Origin of the sequence: Nonomuraea solani (genome assembly GCF_900108335.1) — a bacterium.
GTDB lineage: Bacteria > Actinomycetota > Actinomycetes > Streptosporangiales > Streptosporangiaceae > Nonomuraea > Nonomuraea solani.
The window spans coordinates 344,705-361,537 of the sequence record NZ_FNVT01000011.1 but is presented as its reverse complement, the minus strand read 5'-3'; the positions used below and the strand labels follow the sequence as shown (position 1 = coordinate 361,537).

Annotated in this window: 18 protein-coding genes; 12 read left to right on the top strand and 6 right to left on the bottom strand. The window is 70.8% G+C overall.

Going from position 1 to position 16,833, the window contains the following annotated elements; genetic code table 11:
• Window positions 1-23 precede the first annotated feature (23 nt).
• From C4V41_RS34925 to kynU, 7 genes are read left to right on the top strand one after another with little or no spacing between them, the layout of a single operon-like run.
• Window positions 24-1,433, top strand: coding sequence for an aldehyde dehydrogenase family protein (locus C4V41_RS34925; protein WP_103960237.1), 1,410 nt, complete (start codon window positions 24-26; stop codon window positions 1,431-1,433).
• Window positions 1,426-2,223: a 2-keto-4-pentenoate hydratase gene (locus C4V41_RS34920; RefSeq protein WP_103960236.1), complete on the top strand. Its 798-nt coding sequence runs from the start codon at window positions 1,426-1,428 to the stop codon at window positions 2,221-2,223. Before C4V41_RS34925 ends, C4V41_RS34920 begins: the two co-directional genes overlap by 8 nt.
• Window positions 2,220-2,645, top strand: a complete 426-nt coding sequence (locus C4V41_RS34915; RefSeq protein ID WP_103960235.1) for a RidA family protein — start codon at window positions 2,220-2,222, stop codon at window positions 2,643-2,645. The genes C4V41_RS34920 and C4V41_RS34915 overlap by 4 nt, the downstream gene beginning before the upstream one ends.
• Window positions 2,642-3,157, top strand: a complete 516-nt coding sequence (locus C4V41_RS34910) for a 3-hydroxyanthranilate 3,4-dioxygenase (protein WP_103960234.1) — start codon at window positions 2,642-2,644, stop codon at window positions 3,155-3,157. The genes C4V41_RS34915 and C4V41_RS34910 overlap by 4 nt, the downstream gene beginning before the upstream one ends.
• Window positions 3,158-4,126 carry an amidohydrolase family protein gene (locus C4V41_RS34905; RefSeq protein WP_103960233.1) on the top strand — a complete coding sequence of 323 codons (969 nt, stop codon included), beginning with the start codon at window positions 3,158-3,160 and terminating at the stop codon, window positions 4,124-4,126.
• 12 nt (window positions 4,127-4,138) lie between these two features.
• On the top strand, window positions 4,139-5,236 hold the full coding sequence (locus tag C4V41_RS34900; RefSeq protein ID WP_103960232.1) for an ABC transporter substrate-binding protein: 1,098 nt from the start codon (window positions 4,139-4,141) through the stop codon (window positions 5,234-5,236).
• Between the two features lie 11 nt (window positions 5,237-5,247).
• On the top strand, window positions 5,248-6,441 hold the full coding sequence (gene kynU, locus C4V41_RS34895) for a kynureninase (RefSeq protein ID WP_235030556.1): 1,194 nt from the start codon (window positions 5,248-5,250) through the stop codon (window positions 6,439-6,441).
• On the opposite strand, the gene C4V41_RS34890 is transcribed toward kynU, so the two are convergent.
• Window positions 6,434-6,805, bottom strand: a complete 372-nt coding sequence (locus tag C4V41_RS34890; RefSeq protein WP_103960230.1) for an MmcQ/YjbR family DNA-binding protein — start codon at window positions 6,803-6,805, stop codon at window positions 6,434-6,436. The two genes, kynU and C4V41_RS34890, sit on opposite strands and share 8 nt — an antisense overlap.
• Window positions 6,806-6,815: 10 nt before the next feature.
• A complete protein-coding gene (locus C4V41_RS34885) occupies window positions 6,816-7,859 on the bottom strand; it encodes a DUF2293 domain-containing protein (protein ID WP_235030555.1) in 1,044 nt (347 codons plus the stop codon).
• Between the two features lie 103 nt (window positions 7,860-7,962).
• On the opposite strand from C4V41_RS34885, the gene C4V41_RS34880 reads away from it, so the two are divergent.
• Entirely contained in the window at window positions 7,963-8,766 is an 804-nt protein-coding gene (locus C4V41_RS34880; protein WP_146103904.1) for an FKBP-type peptidyl-prolyl cis-trans isomerase, read from the top strand.
• 40 nt (window positions 8,767-8,806) lie between these two features.
• Here the strand turns inward: C4V41_RS34880 and C4V41_RS34875 are convergent, their stop codons facing one another.
• Complete coding sequence (locus tag C4V41_RS34875; RefSeq protein ID WP_103960227.1) at window positions 8,807-9,709, bottom strand: M23 family metallopeptidase; 903 nt, start codon at window positions 9,707-9,709, stop codon at window positions 8,807-8,809.
• A 114-nt stretch (window positions 9,710-9,823) separates the two neighbouring features.
• Here C4V41_RS34875 and C4V41_RS34870 point away from each other — a divergent pair, with 114 nt between their 5' ends.
• Complete coding sequence (locus tag C4V41_RS34870; protein ID WP_103960226.1) at window positions 9,824-12,499, top strand: AfsR/SARP family transcriptional regulator; 2,676 nt, start codon at window positions 9,824-9,826, stop codon at window positions 12,497-12,499.
• Between the two features lie 38 nt (window positions 12,500-12,537).
• Here the strand turns inward: C4V41_RS34870 and C4V41_RS34865 are convergent, their stop codons facing one another.
• On the bottom strand, window positions 12,538-13,047 hold the full coding sequence (locus C4V41_RS34865) for a GNAT family N-acetyltransferase (RefSeq protein ID WP_103960225.1): 510 nt from the start codon (window positions 13,045-13,047) through the stop codon (window positions 12,538-12,540).
• Window positions 13,044-14,390: a methylation-associated defense system protein kinase MAD6 gene (gene mads6, locus C4V41_RS34860; protein ID WP_103960224.1), complete on the bottom strand. Its 1,347-nt coding sequence runs from the start codon at window positions 14,388-14,390 to the stop codon at window positions 13,044-13,046. Before mads6 ends, C4V41_RS34865 begins: the two co-directional genes overlap by 4 nt.
• 61 nt (window positions 14,391-14,451) lie before the next feature.
• On the opposite strand from mads6, the gene C4V41_RS34855 reads away from it, so the two are divergent.
• Window positions 14,452-15,069, top strand: a complete 618-nt coding sequence (locus C4V41_RS34855) for a DJ-1/PfpI family protein (protein ID WP_103960223.1) — start codon at window positions 14,452-14,454, stop codon at window positions 15,067-15,069.
• Complete coding sequence (locus C4V41_RS34850) at window positions 15,066-15,518, top strand: MarR family winged helix-turn-helix transcriptional regulator (protein WP_103960222.1); 453 nt, start codon at window positions 15,066-15,068, stop codon at window positions 15,516-15,518. Before C4V41_RS34855 ends, C4V41_RS34850 begins: the two co-directional genes overlap by 4 nt.
• Before the next feature lie 24 nt (window positions 15,519-15,542).
• Here C4V41_RS34850 and C4V41_RS34845 read toward each other — a convergent pair whose 3' ends face one another.
• Window positions 15,543-16,034 (bottom strand): hypothetical protein, encoded by a 492-nt coding sequence (locus C4V41_RS34845; RefSeq protein WP_146103903.1) that lies wholly within the window; start codon window positions 16,032-16,034, stop codon window positions 15,543-15,545.
• 395 nt (window positions 16,035-16,429) lie between these two features.
• Here C4V41_RS34845 and C4V41_RS34840 point away from each other — a divergent pair, with 395 nt between their 5' ends.
• Complete coding sequence (locus C4V41_RS34840) at window positions 16,430-16,696, top strand: hypothetical protein (protein ID WP_103960220.1); 267 nt, start codon at window positions 16,430-16,432, stop codon at window positions 16,694-16,696.
• Window positions 16,697-16,833 lie beyond the last annotated feature (137 nt).

Here is a 16,833-nt window from a genome sequence, read left to right as displayed (position 1 = left end):
GAGGGAGAGATGAGGAGAGCGTTGTGCTGACCCATTTCATCGGCGGCCACCCGGTGGCCGCGGGAAAGACGTTCCCCGTGCACGATCCGGTGACGGGGGCCGTGACCGGGCAGGCCCACGAGGCCGATCCCGAGGTGGTCGACCGCGCCGTGCGCGCGGCCAGGGAGGCGGCGCGCGGCTGGTCGGCGATGCCCGTCGGCGAGCGCGCCGGCTGGATGCGCCGCCTGGCCGAGGGCATCGAGGAGCGCTTCGACGACCTGGTGGCGGCGGAGATCGCCGACACGGGCAAGCCGCTCGACCAGACCCGTACCCTCGACATCCCGCGCGGCATCGCGAACTTCCGCGCCTTCGCCGAGATCGCCGCCCAGCGCCCCGACGACGCCTTCCACCTGTCCGGGGTGCTCAGCTACACCGTGCGCAGGCCGCTCGGCGTGGTCGCGGTGATCGTCCCGTGGAACCTGCCGTTCCTGCTGATGACGTGGAAGCTGGCGCCCGCCCTGGTCGCGGGCAACACCGTGGTGGTCAAGCCGTCCGAGCACACGCCCGGCTCGGCCGCGGTGTTCGCCGAGATCTGCACCGCCGCCGGCCTTCCGCCCGGCGTCGTCAACATCATCTTCGGGTACGGCTCCGCCGGCCAGCTCCTCGTCGAGCACCCCGGCGTGGACGCCGTGACGTTCACGGGATCCACCGGCACGGGCACCGCGATCATGAAGGCGGTGGCCGAGCGGGTCAAGCCGATCTCGTTCGAGCTGGGCGGCAAGAACGCCGGCCTGATCTTCGAGGACTGCGATCTCGACCGGGCGGTCGAGGGCACCATGAAGTCGGTCTTCACCAACGGCGGCCAGGTCTGCCTGTGCACCGAGCGGCTCTACGTGCAGCGCTCGATCTTCGAGGAGTTCTGCGCCCGGCTGGCCGTCCGCGCGCAGGAGATCGACCCGCAGCCCATGATCTCCGCCGAACACCGCGAGAAGGTGCTCTCCTACTACGCCCTGGCCCGCTCGGAGGGAGCCAAGGTGCTGACAGGCGGCAGTGTCCCCGCGTTCGGTGATCATCGCGATTCTGGTTATTTCGTGGAACCGACGGTGGTGACAGGCTTGTCTGAATGGTCAAGGTTCAACAGGGAGGAGATCTTCGGTCCCGTGTGCCACATCGCCCCCTTCGACAGCGAGGCCGAGGCGATAGACCTGGCCAACGGCAGCGAATACGGCCTGGCCGCCACGGTGTGGACCACCAGCCTCGACCGCGCGCACCGGGTGGCCCAGAGGCTGGAGGCGGGGCTCGTCTGGGTCAACACCTGGTATCTGCGCGACCTGCGTACCCCGTTCGGCGGCGTGAAGCTGTCGGGCATCGGCCGTGAAGGCGGCACCCGGTCCCTCGACTTCTACTCAGAACCCACCACGATCACCATCAAACTGGAGCAGCCCGATGCATGACGAATGGTCCCAGGCCGTGGACGCGCACGCCCAAGCCGCCGAGCGGCTGATCGAAGCGGCGCGTCTGGGCAAGCCGTGCGCGCCGATCAGGGACTTGATCGGCTCGGCGGCCGACGGGTACGCCGTGCAGGAGATGAACACGCGTCGGGCGCTCGGCGAGGGGCGGCGGCTGGTCGGCAGGAAGATCGGCGTCACGAACGTGCTGATGCAGCAGCGCTTCGGCATCGACCAGCCCGACTACGGCATGCTGTTCGCGGACACGGCCTACGGCGACGGGTCGCCCATCCCGGTGGAGCGGTTTCTGCAGCCGCGGGCCGAGGCCGAGGTCGCGCTGGTGTTCGGCCGCGACCTGGTGGGCGGGCCCTTCACGATGGCCGACGTGGTCAGGGCGGTGGAGTTCGCGCTGCCCGCCATCGAGATCGCCGACTCGCGGATCGCCGACTGGGACATCACGCTGGCCGACACGATCGCCGACAACGCCTCGTCCGGCGCCTTCGTGCTGGGCGGCTCGCCCATGCCGCTGCTGGGGCTCGACCTGCGCGCGGCCGGGATGACGATGACGCGCGGCGGCGAGGAGGTCTCGACCGGCTCGGGCGAGCTGTGTATGGGCAACCCGCTCAACGCCGCCGTCTGGCTGGCCACCGCGCTCGGCCGCACCGAACGCGCGCTGCGGGCCGGCGACGTGGTGCTGACCGGCGCTCTTGGGCCGATCGTGCCGGTCGCTCCCGGAGACGTGTTCGAGGCGCGCATCGAGGGGCTGGGATCGGTGCGGGCGGTGTTCGCCAAGTGAGACCCAAGGCCATCCGGGTGGCCGGCAAGGCCACGCCCCGGGGACGGTTCCCGCACGTCAAGCGGGCAGGCGACTTCCTGTACGTCTCGGGCACGAGCTGCCGCCGGCCGGATGACACGTTCGTGGGCGTGGAGGTGGACAAGTTCGGGGCGACGACCCTCGACATCCGCGCCCAGACGAGGGCGGTCATCGAGAACATCGGCGACATCCTCAAGGCCGCCGGTGGCTCGCTCGCCGACCTCGTGCAGATCACCACATACCTGGTCAACATGAACGACTTCAGGGGCTACAACGAGGTCTACGCCGAGTTCTTCGACGAGGAGGGGCCCACGAGGACCACGGTCGCGGTGCACCAGCTCCCGCACCCGCACATCCTCATCGAGATGCAAGCCGTCGCCTACCATCCGCAGGAGCGATCATGATTCCCCCCATTGACTTCACCCGGTGGATCGACGAGCACGCCCACCTGCTCAAGCCGCCGGTCGGCAACAAGGTGGTCTTCGAGGCGGCGGACGACTTCATCGTGATGGTGGTCGGCGGGCCCAACGCAAGGACGGACTTCCACGTGGATCCGTACGAGGAGCTGTTCTACCAGGTGCGCGGCAACATGCACGTCAACGTCATCGGCCCGAACGGCCCCGAGACGGTGCACGTCCGTGAGGGCCAGATGTGGCTGCTGCCGGCGCGCGTCCCGCACTCGCCGCAGCGGCCCGAGGCCGGGTCGGTGGGGCTGGTGGTGGAGCGGATCCGGCCTGAGGGGCAACTGGAGCGGTTCCAGTGGTACTGCATGGAGTGCGGCAACCGGCTGCACGACGTCGAGCTGCAGGTACGCGACATCGTCAAGGACCTGCCGCCCGTCTTCGAGGCGTTCTACGCCGATGAGAAGGCCCGCACCTGCGCTCAATGCGGCGCGCTACATCCTGGCAAGGGCTAGATGGTCATCGACGTCCACACGCACCACGTGCCCAAGGGCTGGCCCGAGCTGGGCTGGCCCGGGGCGCCCAGACTGAGGGTCGAGTCGGAGCGCGAAGCGACGATCCTCGTCAACGACCAAGATTTCCGGAAAATTCAGGATGACTGCTGGGATCCGCGGGTCCGGCTGGAGCGGATGGACAAGGACGGCGTGGACCGGCAGGTGGTCTCGCCCACGCCCGTCTTCTTCGGCTATGACCGGCCGGCCGCGGAGGGCGTACGGATCGCGAAGGTCTTCAACGACCTGGCGCTGGAGATCTGCCGCGACGAGCGGCTGATCCCGTTCTGCCAGGTGCCGCTGCAGGACCCCGGCCTGGCCTGCGCGGAGCTCGACCGCTGCCTGGCGAACGGCCACCGCGGCGTGGAGATCGGCAACCACGTCGGCGACCGCGACCTCGACGACCCCGGCGTGGTGGAGTTCCTGCTGCACTGCGCCGAGCGGAACGTTCCCGTCTTCGTGCACCCGTGGGACATGCCCGCGGGGCCGCGCGTCTCCCGGTGGATGGCCCAGTGGCTGGTCGGGATGCCCGCGGAGACCCATCTGTCCATTCTGGCCATGATCCTCGGCGGCGTGTTCGACCGCGTGCCCGCCACGCTGCGGATCTGCTTCGCGCACGGCGGCGGCTCGTTCGCGTTCTGGCTCGGCCGGTTCGAGAACGCCTGGCACCGCAGGAACGACCTGGTCGGCGTCTCGGAACGGCCGCCGTCCCACTACCTCGGCAGGTTCAGCGTCGACTCTGCCGTCTTCGACGAGCGCGCCCTGCGGCTGCTCGTCGACACTCTCGGGGAGGACCACGTGATGCTCGGCAGCGACTTTCCCTACCCACTAGGCGAGTCACCCTCGGGTGACCTGATCAGGAACGCCGGCTTCCTGTCCGGCACGACCCGCGCCAAGCTGCTCGCAGCCAACGCCGAGGCGTTCCTGGGCTGAAGGGAGCTCCCCATGCGCGTTCCCGTGCTGGGGCTGGTCGTGCTGCTGGTGGCCGGTTGCGGCGGGTCGCTGCCGCCGCCCGACGAGGACGACCGTCCGGTGAAGGTCGGCGCGATCATTTCGCAGATGGGCGTGTACGCCATGCTCGGCGACGACATGGAGGCCGCCATGCGCCTCTACCTCGACGACCACGGCGGCCGCCTGGGCGGCAGGCCCGCCGAGCTGCTGGTGGCCGACGACGCGGGCAGCCCGGAGCGGGGCCAGAAGGAGGCCAGGCGGTTCATCGACGACGAGGGCGTGGACGTGATCACCGGTCTGATCGCCTCGCCCGTCGCCGTGTCGGTGGTCAAGGAATCGGGCCGCACGCCCGTGGTGATCGCCAACGCGGGCGCCGACGAGCTGGGCGGCGCGAACGTCTTCCGCGTCTCCTACACCAACCACGCCCACGGCCACGCCGCCGGCCGGTACGCCGCCGAGCGCTACGGCGGGCAGCGGGTGGTGCTCATGGCCTCCGACTACTCGGCGGGCACCGAGACGCTCCAGGGCTTCGTCGACGGCTACGGCGCGGAGCCGCTCAAGCGCATCCTGACGCCCTACGGCAGGGTCACGGACCTGGAGCCGTACTTCGAGCGGATCCCGCCGGAGGCCGGGCTGCTGTTCGCGTTCTACGCCGGCGGTGAGGCGATCACGTTCGCCAGGGCGTTCAAGCGGCTCGGCTACGACACCAAGGTCAAGCTGCTGACCTGCATGAACCTGACGGACGAGGACGTGCTGCTGGCCACCAGGGCGGACGTCGAGGGCATCACGAGCGTCGGCATGTACTCGCCCGCCCTGGTCAACCCGGACAACACCGCCTTCGTCGCCCGATGGCAGGCCCTGACCGGCCGCGACCCGTCCGCGATGGCGGTGCAGGGCTGGGACGCCATGCGCCTCATCGACGAGGCGGTGGCCAGGGGCGGCGACCTGACCCGCGCGCTGGGCGAGGTGGGCGAGCTGGGCGGGCCGCGCGGCAGGTTCCGGCTGGACGCGCGTCACAATCCGGTGCAGAACTGGTACGCGAGGGAGTACCACAATGGCGTGAATAGGGTGATAGCCACCATCCCGCCATAAAGGAGTCAACCTTGGATCGCGACCGCTGCCTCGCCCTCGACGCCGCCGATCCGCTGCGAGACTTCAAAGACGAGTTCGTGCTGCCGGAAGGGGTCGTCTACCTCGTCGGCAACTCGCTCGGCGCGCTGCCCCGCCGGACCGCGGAGCGCGTACGGCGGACGGTCGAGGACGAATGGGGTGGGCAGCTCGTCGGCGGCTGGAACCACGCCGGCTGGTACGCGCAGCCGCTGACCGTCGGCGACCGGCTGGCTCCGCTGATCGGCGCGGGCCCCGGGCAGGTCGTGGCGGGCAACACGACCTCGATCGCGATCTTCCAGGCGGTGTCGGCGGCCCTGCGGCTGCGGCCCGGGCGCCGGGTGATCGTCTCCGACCTGAGCAACTTCCCCACCGACCACTACATGGTGCAGGGGCTGGCCGGGCTGCTCGGCGGCTACGAGGTGCGCGACTTCGCCGAGCGGCGCTTCGACGACGCGGCCGTGGTGCTGCTGTCGGAGGTCGACTACCGTACCGGTGCCCGTCATGACATGCCGTCGATCACCGCCGCGGCCCATGAAGCCGGGGCGCTCATCGTCTGGGACCTGTGCCACAGCGTGGGCGCCATGGAGGTGGACGTCTCGGCCGCCGACTTCGCCGTGGGCTGCACCTACAAATACCTGAACGCCGGCCCCGGCGCGCCCGCCTTCCTCTACGTCAACCCGCGCCACCACGCCACCGCCGAGAACGTGCTGTCCGGCTGGCACGGACACGCCGAACCGTTCGCGTTCGAGCCCGGCTACCGGCCCGCCGAGGGCGTGCGGCGGTTCGCGGTGAGCACGCCGCACGTGCTGTCGTTCGCGGCGCTGGAGGCGGCGCTGGACGTGTGGGAACGGGTGCCGATGGCCCAGGTGCGCGCCAAGAGCGTGGCCCTGACCTCGCTCTTCATCGACCTGGTCGGCGACGCGCTGGAGCTGGCCTCGCCCGCGGACCCGGCCGACCGTGGCAGCCAGGTGAGCTTCCGCCACCCCGACGGCTATCCGGTCATGCGGGCGCTGATCGACCGGGGCGTGCACGGCGACTTCCGCGCGCCGGACATCCTGCGGTTCGGCTTCGCGCCGCTCTACATCGGTTACACCGACGTCTATGACGCCGCCCAGACCCTCCTGGAGGTGCTCGGCAAGGAGCTCTGGCGGGAGGAGCGCTACGCCACGCGTCTTGCCGTCACCTGAGGTCGAGCTCCTTGACCGCGCGCTTCGGAGCGATCAGCCGGAAGCTCTCCTCGACCCAGTCGATCAGCACGTCGGTCTCCGGCAGCTCCGACAGGAAGGGCACGTGCACCCAGCCCGCCTTGCCCAGCCCGTAGCCGCTGGGGGCCGCGCCCTCGACGGTCAGGGCGTGGCCGTGCGCCTCCGAGTGCAGCTTCACGCCGAAGCCCGGGTCCCACTTCTCGGTCTGCTCGTCGATGCCGAGGAACAGGAAGATCTTCTTGTTGACCTTGATGACCGTCTCGCCCCAGGGGTGATCCTCGTGGGCCTCGGGCAGGCCGAGCGCGAACACCCGGAGCTCTTCCCGCACGTCGTGCCAGTCGCTCATGTTTTCGACATTAGCGCGGCCCGCGGAACTCATCGAGCTTCGCCTCGATGCGGTTCCTGATCCGCTCGCGGGCCTCCATCCGCGGCACCCCGGACATCAGCAGGCCGTCGTAGTCGGTGTCGAGGTGCCGGATGGAGGCGATCACGGCCAGGGTGATCGCGTTCTCGTCGAGCGCCTTGGCCGCGGCCGACCTGCCGACCCGGCCGCTGCCGCGCTGGCCGGCGTGCTCGGCGATCTCCCGCGCCCGCTCCTCCGGGCAGCCGGGGAACAGCCGGGCGATCTCGGCCGCCATCCGGGCCTGGAACTCCACGTCCTGCTCGCCCCTGCGGACCCGGTCGCGTTCGCGGCGGCGCTCGCGCACCTCCTCGTCGGCCAGGCAGCGCTCCTCGGCCGCCGCCAGCGCCGCGTCCTCCACCAGCAGGCCCATGCGCTGGTAGACCTTGCGCCGCCGGTTGAAGCGCACCACCACGGCCGCCAGACCGCTCTCCTGCTTGGCGCGGCGGCTGAGCGCCGCGTTCCCCGACGGCAGGAACACCAGGTGGTCCATGTCCGCGCAGGTCAGGCAGTGTGGCCGGTCATCCTCCATGATCAGGTAGGGGCCGGTGTCGCCGCAGGACGCGCACGTCCAGGCGTCCAGCGGAGAGACCGCCACCAGGTCGGGCGCCTTGCTCTGCGCCTCGGTGAGCCGCCGCACCCTGGCCTCGCTGAGGTCGGGGGAGAGCCAGTGCACCCGGAACGGCTCCTGCCCCTCCCCGGCGGTGAAGCGCAGCTCGCGCTGGTCGCGGGTGCCGGCCAGGTAGGGCGTGTCCACCGGCCTGAGACCCTTGGCCCGCGCCCAGTCGCGCAGCAGGGCGGCGGTGGTGACCAGCCGGTCCTCATCGACGGCGGCCAGCTCGGCGAGCGTGGCCACCCGGCCCTGCCGCCAGGTGTCCACGTGCCGGGAGTGCAGCCAGCGCAGGCCCGTCACCACGTCGATGAACGTCACGTATTTCCGGGTGGTCAGGGCGATCTCGGCCGCCTCCGCGACCCGCCGCGCGAGATTGGGCTTGCTCACGACATCCAGTCTCCCGCGCCTTTGTCGTGAGATGGCGCGACCCGCAGCATTCCTTGCCCGACTTGCGGCAACAACTCCTTCGGATCTGGTCCTGGAGGAAATCGTGCGTCTGTTCTGGCCTGCTCTTCTCATGCTGGCCACCTCGTGTGGCGTGGCCGAGGACGGCACGCAACCCGTCGTCACGGGCACGTTCGGCAGCCGGCCGATCGTCGCCATACCCAGGGGCAAGCCGGGCCGCATGCCGCGGATCACGGTGCTGTCGGTGGGGAGCGGACGGCGTACGGTCCCCGGTGACGTGGTGCTCGCCGACGTGGACATCCGGCGCTGGTCCGGCAACCGGCCCTATTCGAGCACGTACGACGGCAACCAGCCCACGACGGTGGTCTTCGACGGCAGGCGGGTGGCCGACACCTGGCGGCAGTCGCTCATCGGCCGGCCGGCGGGCAGCCGGATCATGCTGGTCGGCACGGCCGCCGAGGCGCTCGGGCCGAACCCGGCGCCGGCCGGCCTGTCGCCCACGGACACGCTGGTGCTCGTCTTCGACATCCTGGGCGGCTATCCGGCCGACGCGCGGCTCGTCGGGCGTACGCTGCCGGTGATCCCGGCCGACCTCACCCCGTCCGCGCCGCCTCGTACGATCATCGACGGGTCCGGGCGGGAGGTCGTGGCGGGGGCGAAGGTGGTCGTCCAGTACGTGGCCGCGGCCTGGCCGTCCAGGACCGTCGTGGACTCGTCGTACCGGCGGGGCGGGCCCAGCGCGTTCACGCTGCGGCGCGGGCAGGTGCCGGCGGCCTGGCTGGACGCCCTCGTCGGGCAGCGGGTCGGCAGCCGGGTGGCGGTCCCGTCGCCGGGCGAGAACCCCAGGCTCTACGTCATCGACGTCCTCGACACGATCACACACGTGTGAGCCGGGCGGCTCTGGAACCGCCCGGCCCTGATCGTGTCCGTCAGTCGCAGTGCTCGAGCGGACTGTCGTACACGGCGGTGCCCGCCTTGCCGCCCCACCGCACGCACTTGCCGGCCGCCGAGGCGATCACCGGTCCCGCGTAGTAGCCGAAGTTGCCCGAGTCGGTCTTCCTGGCGGCGCCCTCCACCTCCAGGTAGGCGGCGGTGAGGGTGGCCGTGCCCAGCGACTTGGCCTTGATCGTGGCCACGCAGTTGTTCGTGCCGTTGTAGAGCAGGTAGACGGTGCCCTCGGTGCTGAGCGCGGCCGAGTCGATCACGTCGTAGCCCGCGCCGCAGACCTCCTGAGGCGTGTACGGGTTGCTCGACCCACCACAGTTCTTCGAGGCCAGCGTCTGCGCCGGGTAGCCGAAGGTGACGCCGTTGAAGACGGCCTTCTGGATGTTGGACGGGTAGTTGGTGCCCAGCCGTACCTCGTAGTGCAGGTGCGGCGAGATGTTGTTGCCCGGCGCGCTGGTCCTGCCGACCGTGCCGATCTGCTGGCCCTGCGAGACCGACTGCCCCTCGACGACCGAGCGGATGTTGAGGTGGGCGTAGTACGTGCTCCACCCGCCACCGTGGTCGATCTTGACGAGATTGCCGTAGCGGTTCGTCGAGCCCATGTGCGCCGAGATCGCCACCGTGCCGGACGCGGCGGCCACGACGGTGTCACCGAGGTCGGCGTCCGCGGTGCTGCCCCGGTTGAAGTCGATCTCCCACGACTGGTGTGCGCTGCTCCCGCTGGAGTTCCCGGTCCAGCTCTGTCCGCAGGGGAACGGTAGCTGGAAGTTCGTGGCGAGTACCTGAGCCATCTCCGACTCGGGCACCGGATCGGCCGCCGCGGCCGGGGCCGTACCGAGGCCGAATAACAATGCGAGGCCCGCGACCATTGCTCCGCTGAGCTTCATGGGGTGATCCTTTCCCGTGGGATCTCTGAGACCAGAGTCCGCACCGTCCGCACAAGAATCGTCCAGAACCAGTACAAAGAGCTGTCAGGCCTCTGTAGAGGAAGCTGATGCGGGATGACGACCACCTTTTCCGTGCTCGGGCCGTTGGAGGTCCGCTCCGACGGGCGCCCCGTCCGGATCTCCGGCAGGAAGCCGCGCCTGCTGCTGGCCACGCTGCTGCTCGACGCGGGCCGGGTGGTCGGCGCCGACCGGCTCGTCGAGGTGCTGTGGCCGCACCGCCCGCCCCGTTCGGCCCAGGCCAACCTGCGCACGTACGTCAGCTCGCTCCGCTCCGAGCTGGGCTCGGCGTGGCTCCGGGGCGACGGCTCCGGCTACGCGATCGACGTGGCGGCGGGCACGCTCGACCTGCTGGTGTTCGAGGAACTGGTCGCGCTGGGCGAGCACGCCGAGGCCCTCGCGCTCTGGCGCGGCGCGCCGCTGTCCGACCTGCCCGGCAGCCCGGTCTGGGACCGCCGCCTCGAACCCCTGCACGAGCTGCGCCTGCGGGCCGCCGAGGCGCTGATCGAGCGGCGGATCGAGCGCGGGGACCACGACGGGGCCATCGCGGAGCTGCGCGGGCTGCTGGCCGAGCACCCCTACCGGGAGGACCTGTGGGGCCGCCTCGTGCTGACCCTGCACAGGAACGGCAGGAAGGCCGAGGCCCTGCGTGCCTACGCCGCCGTCCGCGACCAGCTCGTGGACGAGCTCGGCGTCGAGCCGGGGGCCGAGCTGCGCGGGGCGTACGAGCTGATCCTGGCCGACACGGTGGCACCGGTCGCGCCCCGGCAGCTCCCGCCCGACCTGCCCGACTTCACCGGCAGGGCCGCCGCCCTGGCCGAGCTGGGCAGGCCGTTCTCCGTCGCGGTTATCTCCGGGCCGCCCGGCGCGGGCAAGTCGGCGCTGGCCGTGCGCGCGGCCCACGCCCTGCGCGAGTCCTATCCCGCCGGGCAGCTCTACCTGGAGCTCGGCGACAGAGACCCGGCTGAGCTGCTGGCCGAGGTCCTCAGAGCGCTCGGCGTGGAGAGCGCGCCCCCGACCGTGCCCGAGCGCTCGGCGCTGCTGCGGTCGCTGCTGGCCGAGCGGCCCATGCTGATGCTGCTCGACGACGCCCGCGACGCCGGCCAGGTGCGGCCGCTGCTGCCCGGCAACGGGGGCGCGGTGATCGTCACCAGCGGACGCCGGATCACCGAGCTGCCCGGCGCGGTGCTGATCCAGCTCGCCGAGCTGACGCCGCAGGAGGCGCTGACGCTGCTCGGCGGCATCGCGGGCGAGGAGCGGGTGGCGCGCGAGCGGGAGGCCGCGCTGGCCATCGTGGCCGCCTGCGGGCGGCTGCCGCTGGCCGTCAGGAACGCGGGCACGCGCCTGGCCGGACGTCCCGGGTGGTCGCTGGCGGTGCTGCGGCAGCGGCTCGACGACGACTGGCTGGGCGAGCTGAAGCAGGTACGGGCCAGCCTCGACCACGGGTACGCCGGCCTGCCCGGCGAGGCCGCCCACGCGCTCGGCACACTGGGCCTGCTCGGCACGCCCGCCCAGCCGGGCTGGGTGATCGACGCGGCGCTCGGCCGGCACGGCGCCCACGACGTCACCGACCTGCTGGTCGACGTCAACCTGCTGGACCTGGTGGGCACCGACCCGGTGGGGCAGCCGCGCTACCGGGTGCCCGGCCTGATCGCCCGGCACGCGCTCGAACGCGGCCAGGGCGCCGGGCTCGAAGCCGTCTCCCGGGTGCTGGCCGCGTGGACGGCGACCACCGAGCACGCGATGGCGCGGCTGCCGACCACCGTGTTCAGCCTCACCGCGGCCAGGGCGCCGCGTTGGCGGCTGCCGGGGGCCACGCTGGAGCGGCTGACCGCCGACCCCGTCGTCTGGTTCGAGGCCGAGCACGAGGCGCTGGCCGGGGCGGTGGAGGTGGCGGCCGGGCTCGGACTGGCGGAGCCGGCGTGGGGGCTGGCCGCGGCCATGGTGCCGTACCTGGATCTGCACTGCCATCTGGGTACGTGGCGGCGTACGCACACCGCCGCGCTGGCCGCCGCCCGTGCCGCCGGGGACACCTATGGCGAGGCCGCCATGCTGAGGGGCCTGGCCCAGGTCAGCCTCTACCAGGACCGGTACGAGGAGTCGGAGGAGGGCTTCACCCGCTCCCGCCAGATATTTCACGCCTTAGGAGACAAAAGGGCCGAGGCCACCTCCATCTGCGGCCTCGGCGCGGTCAGCCAGTTCCGCGGCCGGTACGCCCGCTCGCTCGCCCACCTCCGCCAGGCCCTGGCCATCTTCCAGGCCACCGGCGACCGGCACGGGGAGGCGTTCGCCCGCCAGGCCATCGGCCGGATCTTCCTGAAGTCCGGCGATCTGGCGCAGGCGTCGGAGTCACTCGGCCAGGCCATGCGACTGGCCCAAGAGCTGGGGGACGCCCACCGGGAGGGCTGCGTGTGCCTCCAGATGGGCCACCTGCACCAGGCGATGTCGTTCCACCGGCACGCCCTGGACATCTTCGAGTCGCTGGGCGACCGGCACTGCGGCGCGTACGCCCTGCAGAGCCTGGCCGGGCTCCAGGCCGCGCGCGGAGACCTGGCCCGCGCCTCGACCGGACTCGAACGATCACTGGAGATCTTCCAGGAGCTGGGCGACCGCAGCGGCGAAGCCTCCACCACCCAACTCCTGGGCGAACTACACCGCTCGGCGGGACGCACCGGCCTGGCCCTCGACTACCTCAGACACGCCACCGCCCTCCGCCGCAACCTCCCCGCCTAGAACCTCCAAAGGGACCTGTGCCGGAGTGCGGCGGGAGGCTAGTCCAGATCGGAGCGGATCATGCTGTAGAGCACGCCATCGTGCCACTGCCCCGCACGAAACCCACCACCCCGCAGGACACCCTCACGCGTGAAACCGGCCTTCTCCAGCGCCCGCTGTTCGGCCACGTTCGTGATCTCGGTGGACGCCTCGATCCGGTTGGCCAGCGAGTGATCGAACAGGTAGCGCGCGATCAGCTTCTGCGCCTCCGTGCCATATCCCCGCCCACGATGCTCAGGTGCCACGATCAGCCCCATCGACCAGTAAAAACTGGCCCGGTTGGCGATCTGCCTGTTCCACGACACGAACCCCACCGCGTCATCACCGTCCGCGATGATCAGGATGCCGCCCTCGTCGCTCAGCATGCCGTTCTCGGCCCAGCGGGCGCGCAGCCGGTGGGGGCCCTGGAAGCCGTACCACTGGAAGTCGCCGGTGCTGTCGGGGTCGTTCATGAGCCGGTGCAGGAAGGGCACATCGTCCTCTGCCACCGGGCGCAGCCTTGTGGTCATGATCCGGACACTATCCGGCGTACGAACCGTTTGAGGCGAGATGTCCGCAGAGGCGCGGCCTCCAGCGCCCGGAGCGCCTCCTCGGCGGTGGGCCGCTTGGCGGGGGCGTGGTCGAGCATCCGGCGCACCACCTCGGGCACGTCGGGCCCGTGGGCGTCGGCGCTCGTCGGGAGCTGCCCGGTCAGGAGCTGGTAGGCGATGGCCCCGGCGGCGTAGACGTCGGAGGCGGTCGTCATCCGGTCGGGCCGCTCCTGGCACTCCGGCGCCACGTAATGGGCGTCGAGCACGTTGCCCAGCTCGTGGGCCACGGTGTAGTCGCGCGGCCCCGGCTTGGCGTAGTCGAACCCGGTCAGCACCGCGTGCCCGTCATCGGTGACCAGCACGGAGGCCGGGGTCAGCGCCCGGTGCACCACGCCGTTGGCGTGCGCGTGCGCCAGCCCGCGCAGCAGGTCTTGGATCACGCCCAGCCGCGCCCCCTTGCCCAGCGACAGGTGCAGCGCCTCGCCGTGCACGTCGTCGAGGACCAGGACGAACCGGCTCTCGTCGTCGATGGCGAAGAAGTCGCGCGAGCGCACCACACACGGATGCGGCGGGATCCTGGCCAGCGTCTGGTAGGCGTTGGCGATGCGCTGCCGCTCGGCCGCCCGCGCCTCGTGGTCGGCCATGGGGTCGGCCTGGTAGACCCGCAGCAGCACGGTCTCGCTGCCGGGCAGCGTGACGTTGAAGGCCCGATATTCGGTGATCTTGGCGTCACCGCCGAGCTGCTCCTCGACCTCCCAGTTGCCGAACCTGGGCGGCGCGGTGCTGCGGCGCACGGTCTGGTTGAGCGCGTCGAGAATCGCCGTCCGGTACGGCTTCGCGTCGGGGCTGCACCCGCGCCTGACCCGCGAGACGTCGCTCAGCGTGGCCAGCAGCCCGGGCAGGTCGGTGACGTTGACCGCGTCGCGCCCGGCCGGATCGATGAGCTGGGCGTCGGGCGAGGTGAGCACGACCAGGCTGTCGACGTAGACCCGTTCGAGCTGGGTGGCCTTGGACACCAGCAGCCCCTTGAGCGCCTTCGCGGTGCCCCGCAGCTTGGCCACCGGCGAGCCGAACGCCTCTCTGCGCGGCGGGAACCAGCGCGTGCCCGAGACCTCGATCCGCCCCCTGGTGCCCTTGACGTCGACGACCACCAGCGAGTGCGCGGTCAGCACGAGCAGGTCGACCTCGAAGATGTCATGGCCGCGCGGGACCTCGACGTTGTGCAGCAGCAACCAGTCGGCGGGCGCGTGGTCGCGCAAATAGGCGATCACGCGCCGCTCGGCGTCGTTGACCGGACGTCCGCCGCCGACGATCTCTGCCATGGGGCCTATCCTTGCACGGTATCCAGTTGACAACATGCTGTCGAAATGACAAGATACTGTCATGAAGCGAATCGTTCACCTCGCCGTCTACGACACCCTCGCCGACTGGGAGACCGGTCATCTCACCGCGCACCTGCGCAACGGCAGCTACCAGCGCGAACCCGGCGGCTTCGAGGTCGTCACGGTGGGCCTCACCGCCGACCCCGTCGTCACCATGGGCGGCCTGCGGATCACCCCCGACATTACGCTCGACCGGCTCTCCCCGGCCGGCAGCGCGCTGCTCATCCTGCCCGGCGCCGAGCTGTGGGACGCGGGGGCCGAGCTGGCGCCGTTCGCGCACAAGGCCCGCGCGTTCCTGGACGCGGGCGTCCCGGTCGCGGCCATCTGCGGCGCCACGGCCGGGCTGGCCCGCGAGGGGCTGCTGGACGACCGCGACCACACCAGCGCCGTGCTCCAGTACCTGCGGGCCCAGGAGGGCTACAAGGGCGAGGGCCGCTATCTCGACCAGGACGCGGTGCTCGACGGCGACCTCATCACGGCCGGGCCGACCGAGCCGGTGGCCTTCGCCAGGGAGGCGTTCCGCCGGCTGGACGTCTACCGGCCCGAGGTGCTGGACGCCTGGTTCCGGCTCTTCTCCAAGAGCGACCCCACGGCTTTCGAGGTGCTGATGGCGGCATGAGCGAAAGCGCCGAGCTGTTGTCCGGGATGGCGCTGGGCTCGTTCCGGCTCAATGGCCAGTTCCTCCAGGTCGCGGAGGGGCTGGCCCGCCCGGCCGGGATGACGGCCGCGTGGTGGCAGGTCCTCGGGGCCGTGCTGCGCGAGCCGCTGTCCGTCGCCGGGATCGCCCGGGACATGGGGATGACCAGGCAGGGCGTGCAGCGGATCGCCGACCTGCTGGTGGAGCGGGGGCTGGCCGAATACCGGCCCAACCCCGCGCACCGCAGGGCCAAGCTGCTCCAGCCGACGGCGGCCGGCCGGGATGCGATCGCCAAGATCGTCCCAGCCCACCAGGAGTTCGCCGACCGGCTGGTGGGCGAGCTGGGCGTCGAAGGGGCACGCGACTGCCTGGACACCCTCCGCCGCCTCTCCACCGCCCTCGACCGCCTCGAAGAGCCTCAAGAGCCCTGACCGTCTCCACGCACCCAAAGGAATTCATGGCCGTTTTCCAGGCCACCGGAGTTTGCCGCGCGGTTTGAACACCGACAGCGCCGTCGCCGTCATCAGCGCGACGATCTGCGCCCCCGGCACGGCCACCTGACTCCACTGCCGGGTGGCGCCCGCCGCCCGGCCGCCCTCGGTCACGGCCGCCATTCCCTCGGGATCGAACAGCAACATGCCCGCGCAGATCACGGCCACCAGCAGGACCAGCTTGACCGTCACCCAGTAATGGCGAAACAGCCCCCAATGGCCGGTCAGCCCCAGGGTGATGCCGGTGATCAAAGCGGTGACGCTGAGCGGTATCCCGCCCGCGAACACCAGCAGCGGCATCAGCCGATAGGCGGCGTGCGCCAGCTCCAGGTCCTTTGTCAGCGCCGCCGCCGTATTCAGCACCACGAGCCCCCACACCTCGCCGAGCAGCGCCACCGACGCGATGACGTGGATAACCAGGACCGCCTTCCGGATACGTGGCCGCATCCCGATCACCTCCTTTCCCGAACTCGCCCGCCATCCTCACCGCTTTGCGAGCCGGGGACATCACCCCGTGGCGGGCCGCCGGAGTACACCGACGGGCGTACTCGGATTCTCAAAGTTTCGGGTGATCGTTGCCTAAACGGGGGTGCACGATTCCGTCGGACTTCTCGCGGTCAGCCAAAATAAATGCCGTCGGTCAGCCTGCCAGAGCAGCCGATATCCCGTCCGCCGTCGACGAGCGTGAAAACCGATCACCAAGAAACCGAGGTTCCACCTTGACCTCGATGAGGGCTTTTCGAGTTGCGATTCTGGCCGCCTGCCGCGATTGTTATTTGCGGCACCTCACAGCCCTGCACAAACGACTATGGCGTCGGGATTTCCGCGCCGATCCATGGAGGAAAGCAAACATGATCCGTCGCATTCTGGCCGGTGCAGCAATCGCGGCCGCCGCCCTCGGCTTCACCGCTACCGGAGCCTCGGCCGACGTCGGCCCCAACCCGCACAACAGCGGGCAGAGCATCCTGAGCCAGCTGAGCATCCTCGACGACGTGACCGCGCTGAACGACGTCCTCAACGACTCGGTCAAGTACGTCGACATCATCACGCTGCTGCACCTGAACGACATCGACGCCCACGTCCTGAACAACGAGGAAGACACGGGCGACAACAACTGACGACTCCTCACGTGGCGTAGGCAGGAAGCCGATCGGCGGCTCCCGGACAATGCCGGGAGCCCGCCCGGCCAAGGTCGTCTTCCTGGTGCCTTGAGGTGAACCGAACGTACGGGCCGTGGACGGTCGCGAGGCCACGG

What these genes read in the sequence shown, in the direction of transcription:
- C4V41_RS34905 (WP_103960233.1), top strand. Translation starts at nt 3,158, where the DNA reads ATGGTCATCGACGTCCACACGCACCACGTGCCCAAGGGCTGGCCCGAG.
- C4V41_RS34850 (WP_103960222.1), top strand. Translation starts at nt 15,066, where the DNA reads ATGAGCGAAAGCGCCGAGCTGTTGTCCGGGATGGCGCTGGGCTCGTTC.
- C4V41_RS34870 (WP_103960226.1), top strand. Translation starts at nt 9,824, where the DNA reads ATGACGACCACCTTTTCCGTGCTCGGGCCGTTGGAGGTCCGCTCCGAC.
- C4V41_RS34890 (WP_103960230.1), bottom strand. Translation starts at nt 6,805, where the DNA reads ATGAGCGACTGGCACGACGTGCGGGAAGAGCTCCGGGTGTTCGCGCTC.
- C4V41_RS34875 (WP_103960227.1), bottom strand. Translation starts at nt 9,709, where the DNA reads ATGAAGCTCAGCGGAGCAATGGTCGCGGGCCTCGCATTGTTATTCGGC.
- C4V41_RS34920 (WP_103960236.1), top strand. Translation starts at nt 1,426, where the DNA reads ATGCATGACGAATGGTCCCAGGCCGTGGACGCGCACGCCCAAGCCGCC.
- C4V41_RS34865 (WP_103960225.1), bottom strand. Translation starts at nt 13,047, where the DNA reads ATGACCACAAGGCTGCGCCCGGTGGCAGAGGACGATGTGCCCTTCCTG.
- C4V41_RS34855 (WP_103960223.1), top strand. Translation starts at nt 14,452, where the DNA reads ATGAAGCGAATCGTTCACCTCGCCGTCTACGACACCCTCGCCGACTGG.
- C4V41_RS34910 (WP_103960234.1), top strand. Translation starts at nt 2,642, where the DNA reads ATGATTCCCCCCATTGACTTCACCCGGTGGATCGACGAGCACGCCCAC.
- mads6 (WP_103960224.1), bottom strand. Translation starts at nt 14,390, where the DNA reads ATGGCAGAGATCGTCGGCGGCGGACGTCCGGTCAACGACGCCGAGCGG.
- C4V41_RS34840 (WP_103960220.1), top strand. Translation starts at nt 16,430, where the DNA reads ATGATCCGTCGCATTCTGGCCGGTGCAGCAATCGCGGCCGCCGCCCTC.
- C4V41_RS34900 (WP_103960232.1), top strand. Translation starts at nt 4,139, where the DNA reads ATGCGCGTTCCCGTGCTGGGGCTGGTCGTGCTGCTGGTGGCCGGTTGC.